Annotated in this window: 21 protein-coding genes; 9 read left to right on the top strand and 12 right to left on the bottom strand. The window is 44.5% G+C overall.

The genetic code is table 11. The features are described from left to right. Positions 1-138 precede the first annotated feature (138 nt). Positions 139-2139 carry a methyl-accepting chemotaxis protein gene (locus L3V27_RS05090; protein WP_237311204.1) on the top strand — a complete coding sequence of 667 codons (2001 nt, stop codon included), beginning with the start codon at positions 139-141 and terminating at the stop codon, positions 2137-2139. A gap of 300 nt (positions 2140-2439) precedes the next feature. Next, positions 2440-2919 (top strand): Dps family protein, encoded by a 480-nt coding sequence (locus L3V27_RS05085; RefSeq protein WP_237311203.1) that lies wholly within the window; start codon positions 2440-2442, stop codon positions 2917-2919. Positions 2920-3018: 99 nt separating this feature from the next. On the opposite strand, the gene L3V27_RS05080 is transcribed toward L3V27_RS05085, so the two are convergent. From L3V27_RS05080 to L3V27_RS05060, 5 genes are all read right to left on the bottom strand, one after another. Continuing rightward, complete coding sequence (locus L3V27_RS05080; protein ID WP_065646930.1) at positions 3019-3639, bottom strand: HAD-IA family hydrolase; 621 nt, start codon at positions 3637-3639, stop codon at positions 3019-3021. Positions 3640-3781: 142 nt separating this feature from the next. Continuing rightward, complete coding sequence (locus tag L3V27_RS05075; protein WP_237311202.1) at positions 3782-4858, bottom strand: PQQ-dependent sugar dehydrogenase; 1077 nt, start codon at positions 4856-4858, stop codon at positions 3782-3784. Between the two features lie 138 nt (positions 4859-4996). Next, on the bottom strand, positions 4997-6145 hold the full coding sequence (yiaY, locus tag L3V27_RS05070) for an L-threonine dehydrogenase (protein ID WP_005391135.1): 1149 nt from the start codon (positions 6143-6145) through the stop codon (positions 4997-4999). A 333-nt stretch (positions 6146-6478) separates the two neighbouring features. Further along, the gene (elbB, locus tag L3V27_RS05065; RefSeq protein ID WP_104972772.1) at positions 6479-7129 is read right to left on the bottom strand and encodes an isoprenoid biosynthesis glyoxalase ElbB; all 651 of its coding nucleotides are present in this window, start codon (positions 7127-7129) and stop codon (positions 6479-6481) included. A 12-nt stretch (positions 7130-7141) separates the two neighbouring features. Next, a complete protein-coding gene (locus L3V27_RS05060; protein WP_006742043.1) occupies positions 7142-7291 on the bottom strand; it encodes a hypothetical protein in 150 nt (49 codons plus the stop codon). A 120-nt stretch (positions 7292-7411) separates the two neighbouring features. Between L3V27_RS05060 and yddG the strand changes: the two genes are divergently transcribed. Further along, the gene (yddG, locus tag L3V27_RS05055; protein WP_237311201.1) at positions 7412-8314 is read left to right on the top strand and encodes an aromatic amino acid DMT transporter YddG; all 903 of its coding nucleotides are present in this window, start codon (positions 7412-7414) and stop codon (positions 8312-8314) included. Between the two features lie 90 nt (positions 8315-8404). On the opposite strand, the gene L3V27_RS05050 is transcribed toward yddG, so the two are convergent. Then, positions 8405-9301 carry a cation diffusion facilitator family transporter gene (locus L3V27_RS05050; RefSeq protein WP_046873689.1) on the bottom strand — a complete coding sequence of 299 codons (897 nt, stop codon included), beginning with the start codon at positions 9299-9301 and terminating at the stop codon, positions 8405-8407. Between the two features lie 176 nt (positions 9302-9477). After that, the gene (locus tag L3V27_RS05045) at positions 9478-10356 is read right to left on the bottom strand and encodes a LysR family transcriptional regulator (RefSeq protein ID WP_006742040.1); all 879 of its coding nucleotides are present in this window, start codon (positions 10354-10356) and stop codon (positions 9478-9480) included. A 171-nt stretch (positions 10357-10527) separates the two neighbouring features. On the opposite strand from L3V27_RS05045, the gene L3V27_RS05040 reads away from it, so the two are divergent. Next, positions 10528-11103: a class I SAM-dependent methyltransferase gene (locus L3V27_RS05040; RefSeq protein WP_006742039.1), complete on the top strand. Its 576-nt coding sequence runs from the start codon at positions 10528-10530 to the stop codon at positions 11101-11103. A gap of 155 nt (positions 11104-11258) precedes the next feature. Here L3V27_RS05040 and L3V27_RS05035 read toward each other — a convergent pair whose 3' ends face one another. Then, on the bottom strand, positions 11259-13232 hold the full coding sequence (locus tag L3V27_RS05035; protein WP_237311200.1) for an acetoacetate--CoA ligase: 1974 nt from the start codon (positions 13230-13232) through the stop codon (positions 11259-11261). Positions 13233-13454: 222 nt separating this feature from the next. Between L3V27_RS05035 and phhA the strand changes: the two genes are divergently transcribed. Then, the gene (phhA, locus tag L3V27_RS05030) at positions 13455-14249 is read left to right on the top strand and encodes a phenylalanine 4-monooxygenase (protein ID WP_005391119.1); all 795 of its coding nucleotides are present in this window, start codon (positions 13455-13457) and stop codon (positions 14247-14249) included. Beyond that, on the top strand, positions 14239-14577 hold the full coding sequence (locus L3V27_RS05025) for a 4a-hydroxytetrahydrobiopterin dehydratase (protein ID WP_005375563.1): 339 nt from the start codon (positions 14239-14241) through the stop codon (positions 14575-14577). The genes phhA and L3V27_RS05025 overlap by 11 nt, the downstream gene beginning before the upstream one ends. Before the next feature lie 70 nt (positions 14578-14647). On the opposite strand, the gene L3V27_RS05020 is transcribed toward L3V27_RS05025, so the two are convergent. Then, positions 14648-16417, bottom strand: a complete 1770-nt coding sequence (locus tag L3V27_RS05020) for a choice-of-anchor I family protein (protein WP_237311199.1) — start codon at positions 16415-16417, stop codon at positions 14648-14650. 199 nt (positions 16418-16616) lie between these two features. Here L3V27_RS05020 and L3V27_RS05015 point away from each other — a divergent pair, with 199 nt between their 5' ends. Then, positions 16617-16961: a HopJ type III effector protein gene (locus tag L3V27_RS05015; protein WP_006742035.1), complete on the top strand. Its 345-nt coding sequence runs from the start codon at positions 16617-16619 to the stop codon at positions 16959-16961. Between the two features lie 38 nt (positions 16962-16999). Here L3V27_RS05015 and L3V27_RS05010 read toward each other — a convergent pair whose 3' ends face one another. Further along, positions 17000-17308, bottom strand: coding sequence for a cysteine-rich CWC family protein (locus L3V27_RS05010; RefSeq protein WP_080955956.1), 309 nt, complete (start codon positions 17306-17308; stop codon positions 17000-17002). A 143-nt stretch (positions 17309-17451) separates the two neighbouring features. Between L3V27_RS05010 and L3V27_RS05005 the strand changes: the two genes are divergently transcribed. Continuing rightward, on the top strand, positions 17452-17667 hold the full coding sequence (locus L3V27_RS05005; RefSeq protein ID WP_005375557.1) for a DUF3820 family protein: 216 nt from the start codon (positions 17452-17454) through the stop codon (positions 17665-17667). 40 nt (positions 17668-17707) lie between these two features. After that, positions 17708-17953, top strand: a complete 246-nt coding sequence (locus L3V27_RS05000; RefSeq protein ID WP_006742033.1) for a hypothetical protein — start codon at positions 17708-17710, stop codon at positions 17951-17953. Positions 17954-18091: 138 nt separating this feature from the next. Here the strand turns inward: L3V27_RS05000 and L3V27_RS04995 are convergent, their stop codons facing one another. Then, positions 18092-18340, bottom strand: a complete 249-nt coding sequence (locus L3V27_RS04995) for a hypothetical protein (RefSeq protein ID WP_012842472.1) — start codon at positions 18338-18340, stop codon at positions 18092-18094. Positions 18341-19108: 768 nt separating this feature from the next. Further along, entirely contained in the window at positions 19109-20713 is a 1605-nt protein-coding gene (locus L3V27_RS04990; RefSeq protein ID WP_237311198.1) for a S8 family peptidase, read from the bottom strand. Between the last annotated feature and the right edge of the window lie 257 nt (positions 20714-20970).

Raw genomic sequence — 20970 nt, 5'->3', positions numbered from 1 at the left:
CTTTCATTTAGCTGCTATCCCTAAATAATGCAATCAATCACAAATAATGCCTTGTTCTGAAGTTGTTTTTGATACAAGCGTTTAACATTTTTGTAAACATCGTTATATTTAAGGCTCATCGTTGTCAGGAGTTTATGGATGAACCTTACGATATCAGGGAAGTTGCAGCTCAGTTTTGTGCTGCTAGCCGTACTTTTTATGGCATCAGCGGTATTCACGTATCGCAACGTCACCACTGTAGAGCAATACGCCTCTTCGTTACTTAAATCCGATTTACCGACCGTCGACACCAGTCGCGGTATCCAACAGTCCGTTCAGGCGTCGCTGTCCTCTATTCGAGCCTACATGTTGCTAGGTGGCGATGAAGAGGCGAGCGCACGTTTGAGTGAGGACGTACGCAATATCATGGCGTCAACAGACGAGTCGCTTCCAACGTTGCAGGCTTTGATCTCTGAACAGGATTTTCAAGCGATTCAAAGTCAGTGGGATGCGGTCAAAGTCTCTTTGAACAAGCTGATTGAGCTCAGCCACAGTGATGAGAACTTACCCGCGCACAACCTCTTTATTAACGAAGCGGCACCCATTGCAGAAGTGGCACTTGATCAGCTTCAAAGCTTAATCAATGAAGAGTCAGGAAACCCATTTGGTGGAGACAGAAAACGTCTGTTTAAAGTTTACGCCGACAGCTATACCTCGCTCGCCAATGCTCTGTCCGCCTTGCGAGATTTCCTGTTGTACGGGCAGCAAGATCACCTAGACAAATACCATGACTTGATTAAGTACCACAATCAGTCTGTGGCGGAAATCGACAGCAAACTCGACAGACTTACTGATAACGACCAATCACTGTGGTCACTGTTTAAAGAAATGCAGCAACTGTACTTTCCTTTAGCAGAGCAGGTGATTGCATTGCGTCAGTCGCCAGAGTGGAACGAATCAAACTTGCTGATGGCGAACGAACTGTTGCCAGCAGCGGATGCCCTAGACCAAAGTTTAGAAACGATCGTATTGGCTCAACAAAGTCGTGCAGATCAAAGTGGACAGGGTATTAATCAGTCGATCAAAAACGTACTCACCACCATGCTGATTGCGGCAGCGTTGGTTTTGTTTGCCGCGGTAGCGATTTCAAAATACATGGGTAACACCATTGGTCGCCGAGTGAAAAACTTATCGGAGCGAGCTAAGACGATCGCTTCAGGGGACGTTTCTCAGCCTCCGCTCACTGTTGTTGGGAAAGATGAATTGGCAGACCTTACCGATTCGATTAACCGCATGAACCAATCGTTAGCGAGCATCGTGGCAGGGGTGAGTGAGAAAGCGCACCAAGTGGATACCAGTATGGGGGCTTTGTTGGAATCGGCGCAAGTCACCTCATCGAATGTAGAACAGCAACAAACCAGCATTGTTGAAATGGGAAGCCAATTGGATGAAATCGCTTTAGCCGCGCGTAACACCCTAGATCAAGCCAATCAATCAGTGCAGAAGCTTTCTGATTCAAAAGGTGAGATTGAACAAGGTCGTGATGCTTTAGAGCAAAACAAAGTCACTATGGAAAGCTTACATGGCAGCATTGAAACCGCGAGTACGCAAGTGATGCAGTTAAGCAAAGAGAGCGAAGCCATTGGTCGAGTGACTGAAGTGATTGAAGGCTTGGCAGAGCAAACTAACTTACTGGCATTGAATGCCGCGATAGAAGCGGCGCGTGCGGGCGACCAAGGACGAGGCTTTGCGGTTGTGGCGGACGAAGTGCGTATGTTGGCGACTCGCACTACTCAGTCGACGACAGAAATCAACGGCATCATCAATGCGATTCAACGCTCGACTAATTCGGTAGTTGAGGAAATTGAACACAGCCAATCACTTGCGGAGCAGGGCGCGGAGCACATTGAAAGAGCGGTAACTCGTTTGCTTGTTACTACTGAGCAAATTGGCTCTTTGAATGAACAAATGGCAGAACTTGCGGCAGCGGCAGAGCAGCAATCTCATGCGACCAATTCGATCACTGGATTAATGTCCGATATTACTCAATCAGTGGATGAGGTTTCGAATAACAGCCAACGTGCATCAGAGACGTCATTGCAAGTAAAAGAGCAAGTTACTGAGCTGAATCAACAGATGGCAACTTTCAAAACGGCGTAGATAAGGTTTACATTTGTTCATCGACTTTTGAACGTTAACCAAATAGTAAAAAAGCCCCAATCCTTTTTACACAAAAAGGGTTGGGGCTTTTTGTTGGATGATACGCCGATATTCGTCTACTTGCTCATTGGATTTAGCTATTTAAATCATAGCTAAAACCAAATTCTCTTCACCGAGCCGGAGTCGTAATATGACTCCATCGGCAGCAAATACTGCAAAAGAATTTTTAAATTTTATACCAATCCCGGTAAGAGAATCGTTCGTTACTACGATTGGTATCATCCTTCTAGGAGCAAGATTATGAACAAACAAGTAAGCCTAATTGGTCTAGACAGCGAACAATCAGCACAACTAGCTCAACAGCTAAATCAACTGCTAGCGCATTACCAAGTGTTGTACATGAACTCTCGCGGTTACCACTGGAACATTAAAGGTGCGCAATTCTTCGAACTGCACGTAAAATTTGAAGAGATCTACACTGATCTGCAAACAAAAATCGATGAGCTTGCAGAGCGTATTCTTACCTTGGGTCATACACCAGCGCACGCATTCAGCCACTACTTGGAAGCAAGTGAAATTAAAGAACATCAAAACGCGACTTCTGGTGAGGAGTGTGTACAAGGTCTGGTTCAAGGCTTTAGCGTTCTACTTCTAAAACAGCGTGAGATTCTACAAAACGCGGGTGAAGCAGGCGACGAAGGTACCGCGGCATTGATGGGTGACTACATCCGTGAGCAAGAAAAATTAATGTGGATGCTTAACGCTTACCTACAAGACTAAGCGACGCATCACCCAAGCACTCACTTGGGGACGCATAAATAAATCGGGAATAAGTCAAAGGAGCACGCGAGTGCTCCTTTTGTTTATGAAAGTACCTAGTTAGTCGCGAATGTGCTTAAAAGACTGAAAATGTTCGAGTAAATCGGTCAGTTCTGTTACCGCAAGAGAGGCGGAGTCGCGGAATTGTGCAGTCGTATTGTGGTGAACAAGGCAGGATGGCATTTGGGCGTTGTATGCGGCTTGTAGGTCATAAAGGAAATCGCCCACATAAAGTACTTCATCTGGCATTAATCGCCACTCTTTGGCTAGGACTTGGAGCGATAAAGGATCAGGTTTTGCTGGGTAGCATTCACGAGTGAGGACATGTTCAACATCAATTCGGTTATGTTCCAACTTACGCTGCGTAGCGATCAAACAGTTGCGCGTTACTATCGCGGTTTTAACTTTATGCTGATGTAAGTATGCCAAAAGCTCGTGGCAACCCAGCATCGGAGATGATTGCTCAGCATCAGAAATTTCATGATCAAAGATAACATTATGGGCATGCTCTCTCTGATGTGGATGGTCAAGCTTATCAACAAAATCCAATAAATCTTCGTTTTGTGGACAGCCTAGTTGCTGACGAAGATCTTTGAAGTTCATATCGGAGCTGACGAGCGTATTGTCTAAGTCGAAAATAACGGCTTTGACTCTTTCAAGTTTTAATGGAAAAGGAACCATGATGACCTCGTACGACTTAAACCAAGCTATCTTTCTAAAAACAAAAGGTTATTGTTAATTTTAGATTCAAACGTGTTACTTGTACGAAAATAAATCACTGATACGTCACAAATTAAATAGTCTCAATGATGTTGGTGTTTGATTACTTCTCTTCAAGACGGAAAATTTTGCCTGTATCTGTTGAAAAATAGACATAGCCATCCGGACTGATGGTGATATCCCTGACTCGCTCGCCAAGATTCTCCATCAATCTTTTTGATTCGGTGAGCTTGCCATTCTCAATAGAAACCACGTTGATGTGCGCCAGCTTTAAGGCACCGGCGAGGATTTTTCCATCCAACTCTGGGTACTTATCACCACGATACACCACCATATTGCTTGGCGCGATAGACGGAATATAAACCAACTTTGGGTCTTCCATATTCGGTAAGCTTTTCGCTTCTCCAACGTCTAACGGTCCCCAATACTCTTTACCCTGAGAGACTTTTGCCCAGCCGTAGTTTGCACCTTTCCTAATCAGGTTGATTTCATCACCACCACGAGGGCCATGCTCAATCGACCAAAGCTGTTTTGTTGCTTCGTCGTAAAACATGCCTTGTGGGTTACGGTGCCCGTAACTCCATATTTCAGGGCGAGCCTCAGAAGTCTTGAATGGATTATCTTGTGGTACCGAGCCATCAAGGTTGAGGCGAAGAATAGTGCCTGCATGGGTTTGAGTGTCTTGCCCATTACCACGTTCGCCACGGTCCCCAATTGAGAAGTAAACCTTGTCATCGACAAACGCAATACGGCTGCCGTAATGACGACTGGTGTCCGTGATGGCGTCGGCGACAAAGACGTCTTTCCAACCCACAAGTTGATTGTTTTTCAATTGTGCGGTCGCTAAGGCTACAGTATTTCCTTTATCGGTACGTTTGCTGTAAGTAAAGAAAACCTGTGGATTTTGTGGAGCGGTATTCGGCACTAGAGCTACATCTAATAAACCAGCTTGCCCACTGGTGTTCACATTCGGTACTTTGAAGAGGGTTTGCTGTTTTCCCGAAGCAATATTAAGTAATGAAACGGTGCCGTTTTTTTCATTCACGATCATTTGTTGCTTATCGAGAAATTCAATTCCCCATGGGATTTGAAACCCATTGGCGACCTCATTGGCACGATAGTCCGCAGCATCGATAGAAAAAGCTAGGCAAGCGAGTAGGGTCGCAGTGATAGTTTTCATGGTTCCTTCCAATATGAATCCAAGATACTTAAAAGCTAACACTAAAAGAGGACGTTTGGCAGGGTATGCGAACATAAAAAATCCCCAATACGAGATCGGGGATTGAATTAAGACTAGAGAATTGTTTACTTAGCGAGCCTACATCGCTTCTTCGAAGATCTTCGAGATCTCTTCGTGCGTTGCTTGTTTCGGGTTAGTGAAACCACAAGCGTCTTTTAGCGCGTTGTCCGCTAGGGTTGGGATGTCTTCTAGCTTCGCACCAAGCTCTTTAATGCCTGATGGGATGCCGACATCTTTAGCAAGCTCAACGATAGCATCAATGGCCGCCGCAGCACCTTGCTCTGCTGACATACCTTCAACATCAACACCCATTGCTTTAGCAACGTCACGTAAACGCTCTGGACATACTTGCGCATTGTAACGTTGTACGTGAGGTAGAAGAATCGCGTTACATACACCGTGTGGCAGGTCGTAGAAGCCGCCTAGTTGGTGCGCCATTGCGTGAACGTAACCAAGAGATGCGTTGTTGAATGCCATACCTGCCATGAACTGTGCGTATGCCATTTGCTCGCGAGCTTCAAGGTTTTCACCGTTTTTCACTGCTGTGCGAAGGTGAGCTTGAATCAGTTCAATTGCTTTGATTGCTACCGCGTCAGTGATTGGTGTCGCAGCGATAGATACGTAAGCTTCAATCGCGTGTGTTAGCGCATCCATACCTGTTGCGGCAGTAAGAGACGCAGGTTTAGCAAGCATCAATTCAGGATCATTCACTGACATCAATGGTGTTGTGTGTTTGTCCACAATCGCCATCTTAATGTGGCGCTCTTCATCTGTGATGATGCAGAAACGCGTCATTTCAGAAGCAGTACCAGCCGTTGTGTTGATTGATACGAGAGGCAGCATTGGTTTTGCGGATTGGTCAACGCCTTCGTAATCGCCGATCTTGCCGCCGTTTGACGCCACTAAAGCGATACCTTTTGCACAATCGTGCGGTGAGCCGCCTCCGAGTGAGATAACGAAGTCACATTCGTTTTCTTTTAGTAAAGCTAAGCCATCATTAACGTTGGTGATAGTAGGGTTTGGTTGAGTGCCATCGTACACAACGGTTGCTACGTCGCGTTCAGTGAGAAGGTCTTGAACTTGTTTGACTACACCGATTTGGTTAAGGATCTTATCCGTAACGATCAAACCTTTTTTAAAGCCTTGAGATTGGATGCTGTCTGCTGCGTCTTTTAAACAACCAGCGCCCATTAGGTTTACCGTAGGGATAAAAAATGCACTTGTCATATTGGATAGCTCCGTCGTTATTTTTAATAATCTTTCTTAATTTGCCATTTACTGTCGCACACTCGTTTCCAGATTGAAGTTGATCTGAAGCAAGTTTACCTATTTAGAGGTATTTGCAAGAGAAAAACTGTGACAGTGATCTTGTTGCACAGCGTATAGGTGCAACACAGATATAAAGTAGAACAAATATGAAACCAGTGACGCAATCGATTGGCAAAAATTGATATCTAATACGGATATATCTCTAAATTAGACTAAAGTATAAAAAATCCCCATTAATAACTTAACTATCAATGGGGATGAGAGGTAGGTTTATAAGTTATCTATCAATAATTAGGCAATTTCAATCAGCTTTGATACTAACTTTTCGATACCTGATGCCGCTTGAGAGATATTCTCTGCCAACATATAAGCAGGGGTTGATAGAACGAGGTGTGTTTCATCAAAAACGATATCCTCGACAGAGCAAGTGATGTGCTCACCGCCCATTTGATTAAATGCTATCGAGATCGCTTCATCGTTGCCTACGGTGCCTTTCACGCCATGCTCATAAATCATCGGAATAATGACAGGAGAAATACACAGATAACCTGCTGGCTTTTTCGCATGAGCGAATGCGCGACATGCTTGAGCTACGTGTGTATTAATCGAGCACTCAGCTCCTGATACAGCGAAGTCAGTGAGGTTTTTAGCGGCACCAAAACCGCCAGGTAAGAGTAGGGCATCAAACTCATCTGGGTTTAATCTTGCAACATCATCAATATTGCCACGTGCAAGGCGTGCAGATTCCACCAACACATTTCGTGTTTCGTCCATCTCTTCGCCAGTTAGATGATTAATCACGTGTAATTGATCGATGTTAGGAGCAAAGCAATGCCATGATGCACCTTCTTTTTCAATGGCATGGAGTGCTAATACGGCTTCATGCAGTTCTGTGCCATCGTAAACACCTGAACCACTGAAGATAACTGCGACTTTTTTCATTTGAGAATTCCTTTAGTCTGAGGTTTCCGTTTGTTGCTCTGTTTCTTTTAGATGTTGAGTGCTCGAATCAGTTTCGGCGATTTCGCTATCGTCGTCTTCTTCATCATAGTAGCGCACAACAAAAGGTGTAAGCATAACACTCGAGGGCAGAAAATGTTTCATATCGACTCCAACTGCGTAATGGAGTGATTTTTATACTGATTTTTATAAAACAGTACGTTGAACCTGATCATTTTTGAGTTAAGCTGATGTTTCCTTTGGCATTCGTGAGTGGTAGGTCACATGAAATCAGTGCAATTTCGTTTCACACTTTATGGTTGTATTGCCATCCTCTCTTGGAGTTGCTTACTTGGCATTGCCAGGTTGGTTACCGAGAGCTTAGGTCCCGTGGGCGGGGCGGCCATGTTGTACTCTCTCAGTTCTATTTTCCTTCTTATCGTAGTTGGCATTCCGAAGTTATCGTACTTTTCTTCAAAGTATCTCGTGCTTGGTGGCGCGATGTTCGTTTGTTATGAAATATTTCTCGCTTTATCTCTGGGATATTCCAACTCGCGTGCGCAGGCTATTGAGGTGTCGATTGTCAATTATCTTTGGCCAGCTCTCACCGTTTTGTTTGCGGTCTTAGGCAGTAACAAAAAAACAAACTGGCTGCTTTATCCAGCGGTTGCGCTGGCGTTTATCGGAGTCGCGTGGACGGTGAGTGGTGAGAATGGCTTATCCGTTACTCAGATTATGTCCAATGTCAGTAGTAACCCTTTGGTTTACTTTATGGCTTTCGCAGGAGCAGTTATATGGGCTTTTTATTGTAATTTAACCCAGAGGCAGCAATCCAAACATAACGCGATTACGTTGTTTTTCATTGCTACTGCTGTTTCGTTATGGGTGAAATATGCGTTTGCCGATGAGCCAGAGATGACTTTTTCATGGGAAGCAATGGGCTACCTTTTTGCTTCTGCGGCGTTGATGGCTGGCGGTTATGGTTTGTGGAACATCGCGATTGTTGGCGGAAACATGGTCTTTCTTGCGACACTTTCTTACTTTACACCCATTTTCTCTGCGCTATTTTCTTCCATTATTCTTGGTGTGACGTTGAGCCCGAGCTTTTGGCAGGGGGTTGTGATGGTTACGGTGGGCTCTTTGCTTTGCTGGGTTGTCACCAAGGAGAAGCGTGAAGCAGCAGGTTAAACCAAAATTATCTGGTTTTATCTTTGCGCTGTATGCTCAAATGACAGAAAGAAAAAAGCTCCCTCGGTCGGGAGCTTTTTCTTTCGTGCTCTAACAGTTTGCGACGTTTAAATGGAGTTGCAGTTTGAATCTGTGCTTCGACAGACGTTTCGTTAACTGAGTACGAGTTTGTTCCAACTTATCCAATGCAATGGTGTCGTCATCGACGTGCAAATCGATGTTAATGCGAAGCTCTTGGCCCACTTTAGTGATACCCGCTAACTTTAGCTGGTGGTCAGATGTTTTTTCTATCTCTAGTACATCATTGCCAACGACCTGACATAGCTCTTTGCTTGGTGTCATCATTAGTAGCTCACGTAGTGCACCAACCAACATATCAAAAGGAACTTTCAGAAAGTAGAAGCCCATTAGCACCATCATCATAGGATCGGCATAAACCGCATATTCAGCGAATGGCGTTAGTGATACAGCCCAAGCAGCTACAAATCCTACCGTCACCGCTACACTTAATAGCGTATCCATCTGCCACTGTTTTTTCTCTGCTTCAATCAAGCCTGATGAGAAGCGACGGCTGCGTTTAGCCATAAACCACCAAGCGTAACCACAACCGATGACGTTTACGATGCCGAATAGAGTGGCAATAGAAGCATCGACTTCACGGCCTCCGGACATCAATGCTGAAATTGCAGAGTAAAGAGAAAAGCTTACAACCACTAAAATAACAGCCGCTTTTATCGCAATAACGATTGGCTCTAAGACCGCTTTTCCAAATGGGAATACAGATTTTGAGGGCTTGTTAATATAGTAGGAAGCGGCCAGTGACAATAAAGTTAACAGTAAGCTGACCAAAGAGTAAACACCGTCAAAAACGATGACAATTGATCCTACAAGCAAGCCAAGTACCATACCACCAGCAGCGAACCCAGATGCTAAAAGGGCTGAAATGGTTAGAATACGGTTTTCGTTTTTGCTTGTCCTGTCACACATAAAAGATGCCTTTAAATTTTAATACCTTACTATTCTTCTCGCATAAGGTAATTTAGGCAACCACTAAGTGAGCAGGTTCTAATCTAAAAAGTTGCGTTTTTGTTTATATTCTTATAAAACAATGACTTGCTACACGTTCTCGGTGCCAATAAAATTGGCGCTCACTGATAAAATGTTTAGAAGTCAAATAAATACTCGCTCAATTTATCCGCTAACCATGTCATTGCTGGGTGCTCAGTTTGACCGTTAGGTGAAAACATACAGTAGTCTTCTTGTGTCAATCCGTATGTATGCTTGATAACGGCGAGCTTTTGCTGGCGAAGGTAATGGCGGATTAATGGTTCTGGCAGTACACCCCAAGCGTCTTCTTCTAAGATGGTGTTGAGCATGTAGTCAAAACTCGAAAAGCCAATGTATCGAGTCGAGAAAGGCTGCAGTTCAGGGTTGTCTTTCTCATTTAGGTACACCATCAATGCTTGCATCTGACTGCGTAGATCTTCGTCTGAGACTCGGCGCATCTTACTTAGGCGATGTTCTGCACTGCATACTGACATCATACGTATCTTGCCTAGCGGGTTATACACGATACGAGGGTCGTCGACGCGCTCATAATCAACACCAAAGGCAAAATCCACTTGGTGGGTACTGACTAAGTTGGCTAAGTCGCCACTGGATGCCAAGATTAAGTTGAAGGTTGTGGAAGGGAAGCGGTTATTCAGTGTATGAGAAAGCTCCTGCCAGAGATCATCAGGTAAGGAGTCGTCACGTGCAACCCAAACTTCCGCGTTAAAACCTTCTGAGATTTGAGCGCAGGTTTTTCTTATCCGCTGTGCGATGATAAGTAGGTGTTCGCAATCTTTGTAAATGGCTTTCCCAGCTTCAGAGAGAGTGAGCTGGTTGCCAGTTCGGGTAAATAACTCAACGTTGAGATCTTTCTCTAAAGCCTTAATCGACATACTGAGTTTGGTGCGATTACAATCGAGTTGCCTTGCTGCTTCAGAAACAGAACCACACTCAGCGATGGTGCAGAAGGCTTCTACTTGAGTTAAGTTCATGATTTGACACAACCAATAAATGAATTCAAATAATTTGGGTATTATGCAGATGTGCTCCCAAAGCCGTGAAAGATTATCGAAAAAAACGCGAATCCGCCAGATAAGTCTATGGTCTTTTAACGGTTTTGCGGTAATCTATGTGGGTTACAAAAAGTGAACATGGAGGCCACGATGGCACAAGATTGGGACGGCTTAGCAAAAAACTGGGAATCAAATCCAGCAACAGAGCAATTTGCGCAGTCGGTGTTTGAGCAGTTACAACAGCTAACTCAGCTTGATGGCATTAAAGTACTAGATTTTGGATGCGGAACAGGGCAGTTAAGTCAACGATTGTCACCGATGGTTAAAGACATCGTAGCATTAGACGCATCGGAAGCCATGATTGAAGAACTCGATAAAAAAGAGCTTGCCAATGTAGAACCTGTCGTAGATGCATTGTCTCGCGGCTTGGTCGCTCAGCATCCAGCGTTTCGTGGACAGTTTGACCTAGTAGTTGCATCGTCAGTTTTAGCGTTTGTGGAAGACTTAGACGCGTCATTAAAAATCTCGCATTCTTTACTTAACCACGGCGGTTACTTTGTTCATTTTGATTGGATTGCAGAATCTGAACAAGACGGTTTTACCCTTGCGAAGTCTAAACGTGCTTTGAAAGATGCAGGTTTTACTGAAGTGGAATCGCAACACGTTTTTGACATTACATCTGACGGTAAAACGATGTCGGTATTAATGGGGCTTGGTCGCCGTTAAGACTGAATAAAGAACACCACATGATAAAAGCGAGCTACCTAGCTCGCTTTTTTCTTATCGGTTGAGGGTATGTACCCAAGTTAATCTCACTTGTTCTTCAACCTGTCGCTGCGTGTGTAAGCAAAGTGGTTCCCTAACAACCAAGTGTTCTGAAGTTATTTTGGGGCGATTATCCTGCGTATCTCCTCCAACACTTCAGGATTGGCTATTGCGCCTAAATTTCCTACGCTCCGATTGTTAACGACTTGCTTAACGGCTAACTCAACCAATTTTCCCGAACGGGTCTTAGGTATATCGCTTATTGCGTAAATTGCACTAGGTACATGTCTTGGAGAACATGCAGATTTTAGCTGTGCTTTGATGGAGGCGATCATCTCGTCGTTGAGCTCTATCCCTTTCATTAATTGGACAAATAGCCATATTTGTTCGTTGCGATCGACTTCTTTTCCTACTGCGATGGAATCTAGAATACCGTCTATACTGTTCACTTGCTGATAGATTTCGGCTGTGCCGATTCTTATGCCACCGGGATTCAACGTGGTATCACTTCGACCATAAAACACGTATCCACCAACGCTGGTTTGTTCAACATCGTCGCCGTGGTGCCAAATATTATCGAACTTATCCCAATAAGCACGATGATATCTTTCCCCGGTGTCGTTCCAAAAGCCAGCAGGGAAGTTGGGCAATGAATTGGCACAAACCAACTCACCGCGCTCTCCAATTACGCTATTACCTTGCGGGTTAAAGACTCTGACATCTACCCCTAACCCTGCTGATTGGCACTCTCCTCGATAAACGGGAGAAATAGGGTTACCTAACACAAAGCAGCCACAAATGTCTGTCCCGCCTGAAATAGAGGCGAGGTGTACATCTTCTTTAATGTGCTGATAGACATAATCAAACTGTTCTGGATACAGAACCGAGCCCGTTGAACAAATGGTTTTCAGACTTGGAAATGCATCACTTTTCGGCGGAGAAAAAGAAACTTTTTCCAATGCCTCTAGGTATTTCGCCGAAGTTCCAAACAGCGTCACTTCGGCTTGTTCAGCGAGGTCCCAAAGCACGTTATGAGCGGGATAAACAGGGCTACCATCAAAAATTACTAAACATGCGCCGCTCGCGAGTGAAGAAACGTGCCAGTTCCACATCATCCAACCGCAGGTCGTGTAATAAAACACTCTGTCGTTAGGTTGAATGTCGCAATGCAGTTGGTGCTCTTTTAAATGGTTAAGCACTGTTCCACCGACGGAATGAACGATGCATTTCGGTTTGCCTGTCGTGCCTGAAGAATAGAGCACAAATAGCGGATCGTTAAAATTAACACGAGTAAAAGTCAGCGCTTCGGGTGTGTATTGATTCAGGACGTTTTGCCAATCTTGAGTGCAGACGTCGCATTCAAAAATGTGTGGTTTCAGGTAGCTAATTTGGCAAACCTGTTTAAGACCATCAAGATGATCCGCAATATGCTGGTTTTTCTCAGACATATCGAAAGTTTTGCCATTGAATGTATAGCCATCACAAGTAAACAGGATTTTAGGTTTCACTTGACCAAAGCGCTCCAAAACGCTTTCAACGCCAAAATCAGGTGAGGTAGAAGTCCAGGTTGCCCCTAAACTGGTGGTTGCTAACATGGCTATCACCGTTTGAGGTAGGTGAGGTAAATAACCAGCGACGACATCACCTTGCTTGATTCCACATTCTTTCAACCATTGCTGGACACTCGAAACTTCTTCACACAATTGTTTCCATGTGTAGGTTTGCTTTTCTTCACGTTCATTTTCAAACCAAATCGCGAGATCATCGGGTTGGTGGCACGCGTAGGTTAGCAAGTTTTCTGCGTAGTTAATTTGTGCGTTTGGGAACCATTTCATGTCCCTATTTTCGACGGGTTGCTGCCAGCGACTTTTTGCTTGCTCCTTTACGGTCTCTCCTTGAGTACCAATGACGTCGCAGAATAACCAGACTTCTTGCCAAAATTTTTCCACATGATCGAGCGACCATTGATGCAGATCGGCGAAGTTTTCAATGGTATTTCCTTGTCGATTAATGTGTTCAATAAACTGTGTGATGTTGGCTTCTTCGATACGACTTTCGCTCGGTTGCCATACTTTGCTGCTCTCGCGCATAGGTCCCTCTATAACAAAGTGGTAACAGATTTTAGTTTGAGAGGAATACACGATAAAGTCAAACAAGCTAGATATTATATCGTGTCATAAAAATCATGCAGTTACGATGCGTTGTAAACAATATGTTACATCGAGTCGATACTGAGAAAATCGTGTAGGGATTGGAAGCTCTTAAGACTGAAGATAGGCTTAATGTAAAGGATTTGTTAATGGAGATGTGCCATGACTCAGTATCGCTCTAAACCCGTAAACCAGGAAGGCAGGGTTGAATGGAGCCGTGAAGAAGACGCCATTTGGCGAGATTTGGTAACACGACAAATGGGTGTGATCCAAAACAGAGCTTGTAAGGCTTATTTACACGGTTTAACGCTGCTTGATTTACCTCAAGACCGCGTTCCTCAATTGCCAGAAATTAATCGTGTCCTGATGGAGACAACAGGTTGGCAAGTGGAGCCCGTTCCCGCGCTTATTGACTTCGACCGTTTTTTTAATCTGCTCGGTAATAAGCGCTTTCCCGTCGCCACATTCTTGCGTACCAGAGAAGAGTTCGATTACTTGCAAGAGCCGGATTTCTTCCATGAAATATTTGGTCATTGTGCGATGTTAACCAACCCAGATTTTGCTGCATTTACCGAGCATTATGGTCAACTAGGGCAAGCCGCTACACCAAAACAAAGAGCCTATCTCGCTCGTCTCTACTGGTTTACCGTAGAGTTTGGCTTGGTGAAAGAAGGGGACAAAACCAAAATTTACGGTGGTGGTATTCTCTCATCTCCTGGCGAAACCCTCTACGCATTAGAGAGTGATGTAGCAATTCGCGACCCATTTGAATTACAAACTGTGCTGAGAACGCCTTATCGTATCGACATCATGCAACCGAAGTACTACGTGATTGATGACTTTTCTCAGCTCTTTAAAATCAGTCAGTTAAATTTATTGAAACAAGCCGATCTAGCGATTGAAGCTGGACTGCTTCCTCCACTTTTTGAACCAAAGGAACCTGCTCATGTTGAATGAACAAAAATGCGAAGCTTGTAGTATCGATGCCATTGCACTAAGCAAAGAAGAACAACAATCTCTGCTGCTGCAATTGTCTGATTGGCAGATCATTGAAAGAGAAGACATACCTCAACTAGAAAAGGTGTATAAATTTAAGAACTTCAAACAAGCATGGGCTTTCAGTAACAAAATCGCGGAACTGGCAGAAGATGAGTTCCATCATCCTTCTATTTTGTTGGAGTGGGGTAAGGTCACCGTAACTTGGTGGAGTCACTCGATCAAAGGTCTGCATAAGAACGATTTTATCTGCGCATCAAAATGTGACGCGCTAGCATCGGCAGAGTAGGACATTACCTCATACAAAAAACGCCCGGCTTACGTCGGGCGTTTTGGTTCTAAATGACTTTTACATTACTTTATAGATTGATTCGGAAGACGGAAGTCGTGCCAGATACTTCATTGCCAACGGCGATAAAATGACCACCATTGCGAGTAAAGTAATTAATGGATTCTGGGCCTAAATCGCCTGCTTTTGGATTGTATGTGTCGTTCGTGCATTCGCCATCTTCCACTTGTGTACACACTGGCTGATTGTAATCGCGACGGTTTACGTAATGTAGGAACTGTGCTTTTTTCGGATCGGTAATGTCATAAATCATAATACCGCCTTGGCGCTCTAAACCGATAAACGCGTAATGGTGACCGTTGATTTGTGCTACTTCAATCGCCTCTGGCTCAATGCCTTTATCATCACTTCGGTCATCGCCACTGTCATTGTTGTCGTTGGTGCTGTTGAAGTGCTTGCCTTCATTCAGCAGCGCGATAGTCGCGAAATCGTCACCACTATCGAACACCAACTTGCCGTTTTCATCCCAAATCGAGAATGAACGCGCGCCAAATGCTTGAACCTTATCTTGTGCAGAAAGCGTTTGTTCCGGCTTAATCACTTTTAAACGCGCGAGTTGTTTGTTGTCTTTTAGTGCCTCTGCCAATGGGTGTTCTGCTGCTACTTTCAGCTTCTTACCGCGCACTTCATCAATATGGCTTAAACAGCTCCCTTGCTCAGATGTGTATTCATCTGTACCAAGGTAATCGTCTTCATCCCACATAAAGCCAGCTTTGTCGCACAGTTCTTGAGTGGTTTTGAATCCGTACTCACGCCCGTCGCCTTCATTTGCGGATACGATGTAAGTACTCCCATTCACTGAGTAGCTGTCGATGGTGTCAGGCATAAATAAGCCAACCAGTTTTGGGTAGCTTTTCAAGTTTCCAATAATTTTGTCTTTGTTAGACGCATCGAGTTTAGCGTCCGACCAAGACTTCTCACCTAAGCCAACAATTCGCTCTACTGATTTGCTCTCTGGATTGACGATTGCCATGGCGTTATTTTCTTGTAGCGCGACATAGATTTTACCGTTATCTGCAAAAGTGAGGTATTCCGGCTCTAGATCTTGTGCGATGGTGGCGTTTGGCCCCGAAATACGCACATTCATTGGAAGCTCTGCTTTTCGTGAACCATCAAACTCGTTAAAGCCAATTTGTGTCACTTCTGCTTGAGCAACGCCAAGGTTCAGATCGATCAAAGTGACGCTACCTTCAGGATCGACGCTGTAATCGCTGTTTGGTTCGCCCTCATTAGCGGTTGCGATATATCGGCCATCTTTCGAGAAGCCAACCATGTCTGGCAATGCGCCTGTTGGGAAAGTCATGACTAATGACGAATCGTCGGAGCGGTACAAACCAACAATACCATTCGCTTGTTTATTACTGTTTTCAATCGCAACCGCGACCAAACCATTGAATACAGCGACACTGTTTGCAGCGCCAATTTCAACGCCAGCCGCTTCGCCAGCGCTGTTGAGATCGATGAATGCGCTTTGCATTGGTACGCCGTTGTCATCCATAGACATTACATCGACACGTTTTGCTTCAGCATTGACCACATAGAGCTTATCCGTACAGGCGTCATAACTGACGATTTCAGCTGCCGATGTGTCGAATGGGGCATCAGCAACGGATGTCCCGATAAACGTTAACCCTTGAATTGAAGTTTCCCCAGCAACGGGCGCAGTGGTAGGTTTGCATTGTGTAGCGAATGAAGCCACGGTATCTTCGGGTTGTGATGAACACGCGATGGCAAGTGATGACAATGCGAGTGCACCGATTGCCTTTAAAGGGGTGATCATGATATCTCCTTATCAATCCGATACGTTGTCAATCAGCATGGGGTTTATGCTGCTGTCCATTTCCGCAATTGGAATGATGGAGCGCTGAATGACGTGTGATTTGGTAAGGCTCTGAATATATGTATGATTGATGACTCTTATATTGGCTTTTTATGAAACTAATGTGTCATCAAAATGATGAAGTAGGGATAGAGGAATAATGGAATTAAAATCGTTTTTAGATTTGTTGGCAGCTTCACCAGAGCAGGTCGAATTTGAAGCAACGATGGCGGTGATCGAAGAAAACTATACGTTTGAGCCAACCGCTTTTGTTAATGGTGAGACGCAAAACAACGCGGGTGAGAACAACGGTTCGTGTAAGATCTTCGCTTTCGGCTTGCTACATAACCTAGACAAAGAAGCGACACTAGCCTGCTTTGGCCGTTTTTATCGTGAAGATGTATTGCTGCATCCAGAGAATAGCGATCACCAGAATATTCGTAATTTTATGGTAACAGGGTGGGATGGTATTAGGTTTGAAGCACCCGCTTTAACCGCTAAATAAACACCAGTCTGAAAACGCAGAACAGTAAGCCAGTCGTATTATGCGACTGGCTTTTTTTCTAGACATTTTCGGCACAAACACAGCTGGTTGGCGCTTGGCTTGGGTAAATCACGGGTTTCAATAGTAAAGCACCAACAGGTTTCTTTGCCTGCGGCGATATCACAATGGGCTTGAGTCCCGCACTCAGGACAATTGTGCGTTGAATCTTTCCCTGCGATTTGTTCGATAATCGTATCTCGTTGGAGATCGGTTTTGTCTTTCCATTGGATGATTTCATCCATTGTTCGGTGACAACCAGAGCATATTCCGGCGTTATTTTTACATGCTGCTCGACAAGGTGACTTCATTGCTTTCTCGTTCTCATTTTTTATGCCGCGTACTCTAGCACAAAGCGAGTCAAGGCCGCCAAAATAAACGTGAGTGCGATTTGCTGGTGAGGAGAGGGCGGCAGTGATATTCTTGGACGAGTTACCTCAAATCTTTGTCACTTATGTTAGAAAAAGAAAACCTCATTAAACTCGCTAGAATGCAAATGCCATTTGGGAAATATGCAGGGCGAGTGTTAATCGACCTACCTGAAGAATACTTACTGTGGTTCGATAAAAAGGGCTGGCCAAGCGGCGAACTAGGGGATTTGCTCAAGCTGTGTTTAGCGCTCAAAATTGAAGGCTTAGATAGTGTCGTGAAGCCTTTGAAGCGTATGTAACTAGCCACAGAAACTGCCACTTTTAATGAAAAGACTTATTATGAATTTTGATATCGATGCACTGAAACACCACCAATTGGTCGAAGATGGTAAATTAGAGGGATGTTACATTCATCAGCCAGCTCAAGGTAGCCAGCAAGATGACAAAGCTGTTTTGGCAGAGCGCCAAGCGTTGGAAAAAATGGGGTATAAGGTAATACAGGTGAAAGCTAAAGGCGGGACAACAACGTTTGCCGAGGCGATGCAAAAGCTTGCGAAGGACACTGGTCACCTGCCTAAGGAGTAAGTGAGTGTAACCTGCACAGACTTACAAGTTATTTCACCAGACTATTTTTTTCATTCAAAAGAGCCAGACCGTTAGGCTGACTCTTTTTTGCTCCCAACCCGTTGAGAGCTTAAACATTGATCGTATCAATAAAGTCTGTCAGTAGAGAAACCAGTTAGTTGCATAAATAACGAGAAGGACTAGAAGACCTAGAAGGAATGGGAAGGTTAGCATCATTACGAACTTTTTCTTGAAGCTTGGTTTATCGAATACCACGCCTTCGGCCTCCCTTACTCTTCGCTCTTCATCAAAATGCCATTTAATAGCTAAGTAAGCTCCAATACCTAATACAATAAGCTTAAAAGCTCCAGCAAAGTACGGAAAGAAGTTAGCCCAACTGTCGTTCATTATCTATCTCTCTCAAATTAAATATGGGCTTTACGGTAGCAGAATCCAAGGTTTATGTTTAGTGCTCTCCCAAAGTCAGGTGCCCTGACTGGCACAAGCCTACTGATACTGCTAACTGTCCACAACTCTCTTTGCAATATCCTTGGTTATTAATGATTTAATAGAAAAGGACTAGAGCATTTATATTCAGAGGCGTGTCTGTATGGTTTGTAACGTCTTTGCCCCATTCCAATTTAGCTCGTTTGATCGTCTCTTTGCCTAATAGTTCCCATTTATAATGATCTTGCGTGGTTCAAGGCCCATTTCATCCAATGTTACCGTTGTCAGCCCATCAACATGTGCAGTATAGGGTCTGAGTTTTGAGTGGATACAATCTTCTCGGATTAGCCACCATATCGTTCACGATGACCAACAGCCAAGGTCAGGTCACGCGTTTGTCTCACAGCCCAAAAGTGCAAGTGAGAACCGCGGTCACAGTAAAGAATTTGTTTTGTATCATCTTGGGTTTGCCATCATGCCAAGATTTATGATGGAGAAAGAGTTAGCTCGAGGAGATTAAGTTCGCATCCTATTTGATGTGCACGACTTGGAGAACCCGACTTATGCGGTGTACTAATAGAAAGCTTCGATTCCGCTTCGAGTTGAGTTCTTGAAGAAAAAGGCCGGTGCGTTTGAATAGCATCGAACGCCACCTATTAAACTCAGTATTCCCAAAGCAAAGCCCACCGACAAGTGGGCTTTGTTCTCTTTCAATAACGAAAATAATAACTAGTAGCTCGCTTGAATGCTGACACCGCTATAGTTTGAGTAACCTTGAATCATGACGTGATAACGTCCACTTTGTGTCGCGCTGACCGTACATGTTTCATTGTTACCGTATTTGAAAGGTCGGCAGTCCCATGCATTCAGTGTCGGTTTTGCACCAAAACGGAGATACAAATCCGCATCACCGCTGCCACCATACATTTGTACGGTTAAGCGCTGCCCAGCTTCGACATCAACATAGTAATACGCGACTTGACCGGTTGAGCCACTTAAACCGCTCACTGGCACACCCGAGGTTAACTTACCTTCTGGATCCGGTGTTGGATCTGGGCCACCACAGTCTTGGCCACAATCAGCATCCGTTAAGCTATAAAGTAGCTTGTTCACGCTGCCTCTTGTGTCCGTCACCTTTCCGCTAGTTGCGCGGCTCACGATCAAGGCCTCTACTTGGCTTGGAGATAACGAACTGTTTTCTTGAAGATACAGTGCTGCTACACCCGCTACATGTGGCGTCGCCATCGATGTACCACTAATGGTTTTGTAACCACCGTCATACCACGCAGATTTGATTTGTGAGCCTGGCGCAAACACATCCACACAACTGCCCCAGTTTGAAAAACTCGAACGTGCATCCGTGCTTGTGGTCGAACCGACAGTTACTCCTGTAGCAACGCGTGCAGGAGAGTAGTTACATGCATCGGCATTGGAGTTACCTGCTGCTAGCATAAAGCTGACACCTGACTGAACCGCACTTTGCACTGCGCTATCGAGAGCGACAGATTGACCGCCACCTAAACTCATATTGGCAACTGAAGGTCCGGAAGCGTTCGCAGCCACCCAATCCACACCGGCGATAACACCAGACGTAGACCCCGATCCGCTACAGCTCAATACTCTCACGCCGACAAGGTTGACGTTTTTCGCAACACCATACAAGCTGCCGCCAATGGTGCCCGCCACGTGTGTGCCGTGTCCATTACAGTCACTTGCATCTGCATCATTATCGACAAAGTCATACCCAGAAACCGAGCGCCCACCAAACTCAACGTGTGCATTGTTCACACCAGTATCGATAACATAAGCCGTTACACCAGTTCCATCAAAGTTGGCACTGTAGTTGTTATCGAGTGGCAAGTTACGTTGGTCGATTCGATCTAGTCCCCAAATGGCATTGGTTTGATTTGCGTCTGCCGAGACTATTGGGTCAAGAGATAGGATTCTGTCTTGCTCAATGTAGTCCACACGAGGATCAGAACGCAGATCTTTTAGTTGCTCAGGACTCAAGTTAGCGACAAATCCACTGATCGAGTGGTCAAAAACCGACTCCACTTGTATCGAATATAAACCGGACATGCGGTCTACAGACTGTTGCGTGAATTGCTCGAATTCCGGTGAGCTGCTCGCCATCATTTGCGGTTGTTGAAATACCACTATATATCGATCTGCAATGGCGATGTCGTCCGGTGCAAGCATTAATGTGGCAGGCAATGTGTCGGGAGCTTGTTGCAACTCTGCACTGTCCGCAATCTCATTGGGTTGCGAAAAAGCGAGAGAAGAATGAAAACAGAGCGCGGAGGTGATACAACAACTTAGTAGTTTCTTTAACATAAAATGTTCCTTGAAATCATAGTCTTGTTGAATTTTACCTAGTACCAAACTGTCAACACGAAAACACAGACAATCAGCGAGTACGCTCAATACGTGCTGCAGTGACGTTACACAAATCAAACTAGACAATGAGTAATCATATGCATAATTGATAATAATTCGCATACTCAGAAACATGATCAATAACTAAGCTTTATTGAAATTGAAATGCAAAGATTCATTTAGATTTAGAGCAAAATCCCTAAAATAGAATAATT

This window comes from Vibrio sp. J2-3(2022), assembly GCF_021725735.1.
Classification (GTDB): domain Bacteria; phylum Pseudomonadota; class Gammaproteobacteria; order Enterobacterales; family Vibrionaceae; genus Vibrio; species Vibrio diabolicus.
Note: the sequence above shows the minus strand (reverse complement) of the source record. Positions and strands in the feature narration are given on the sequence as shown.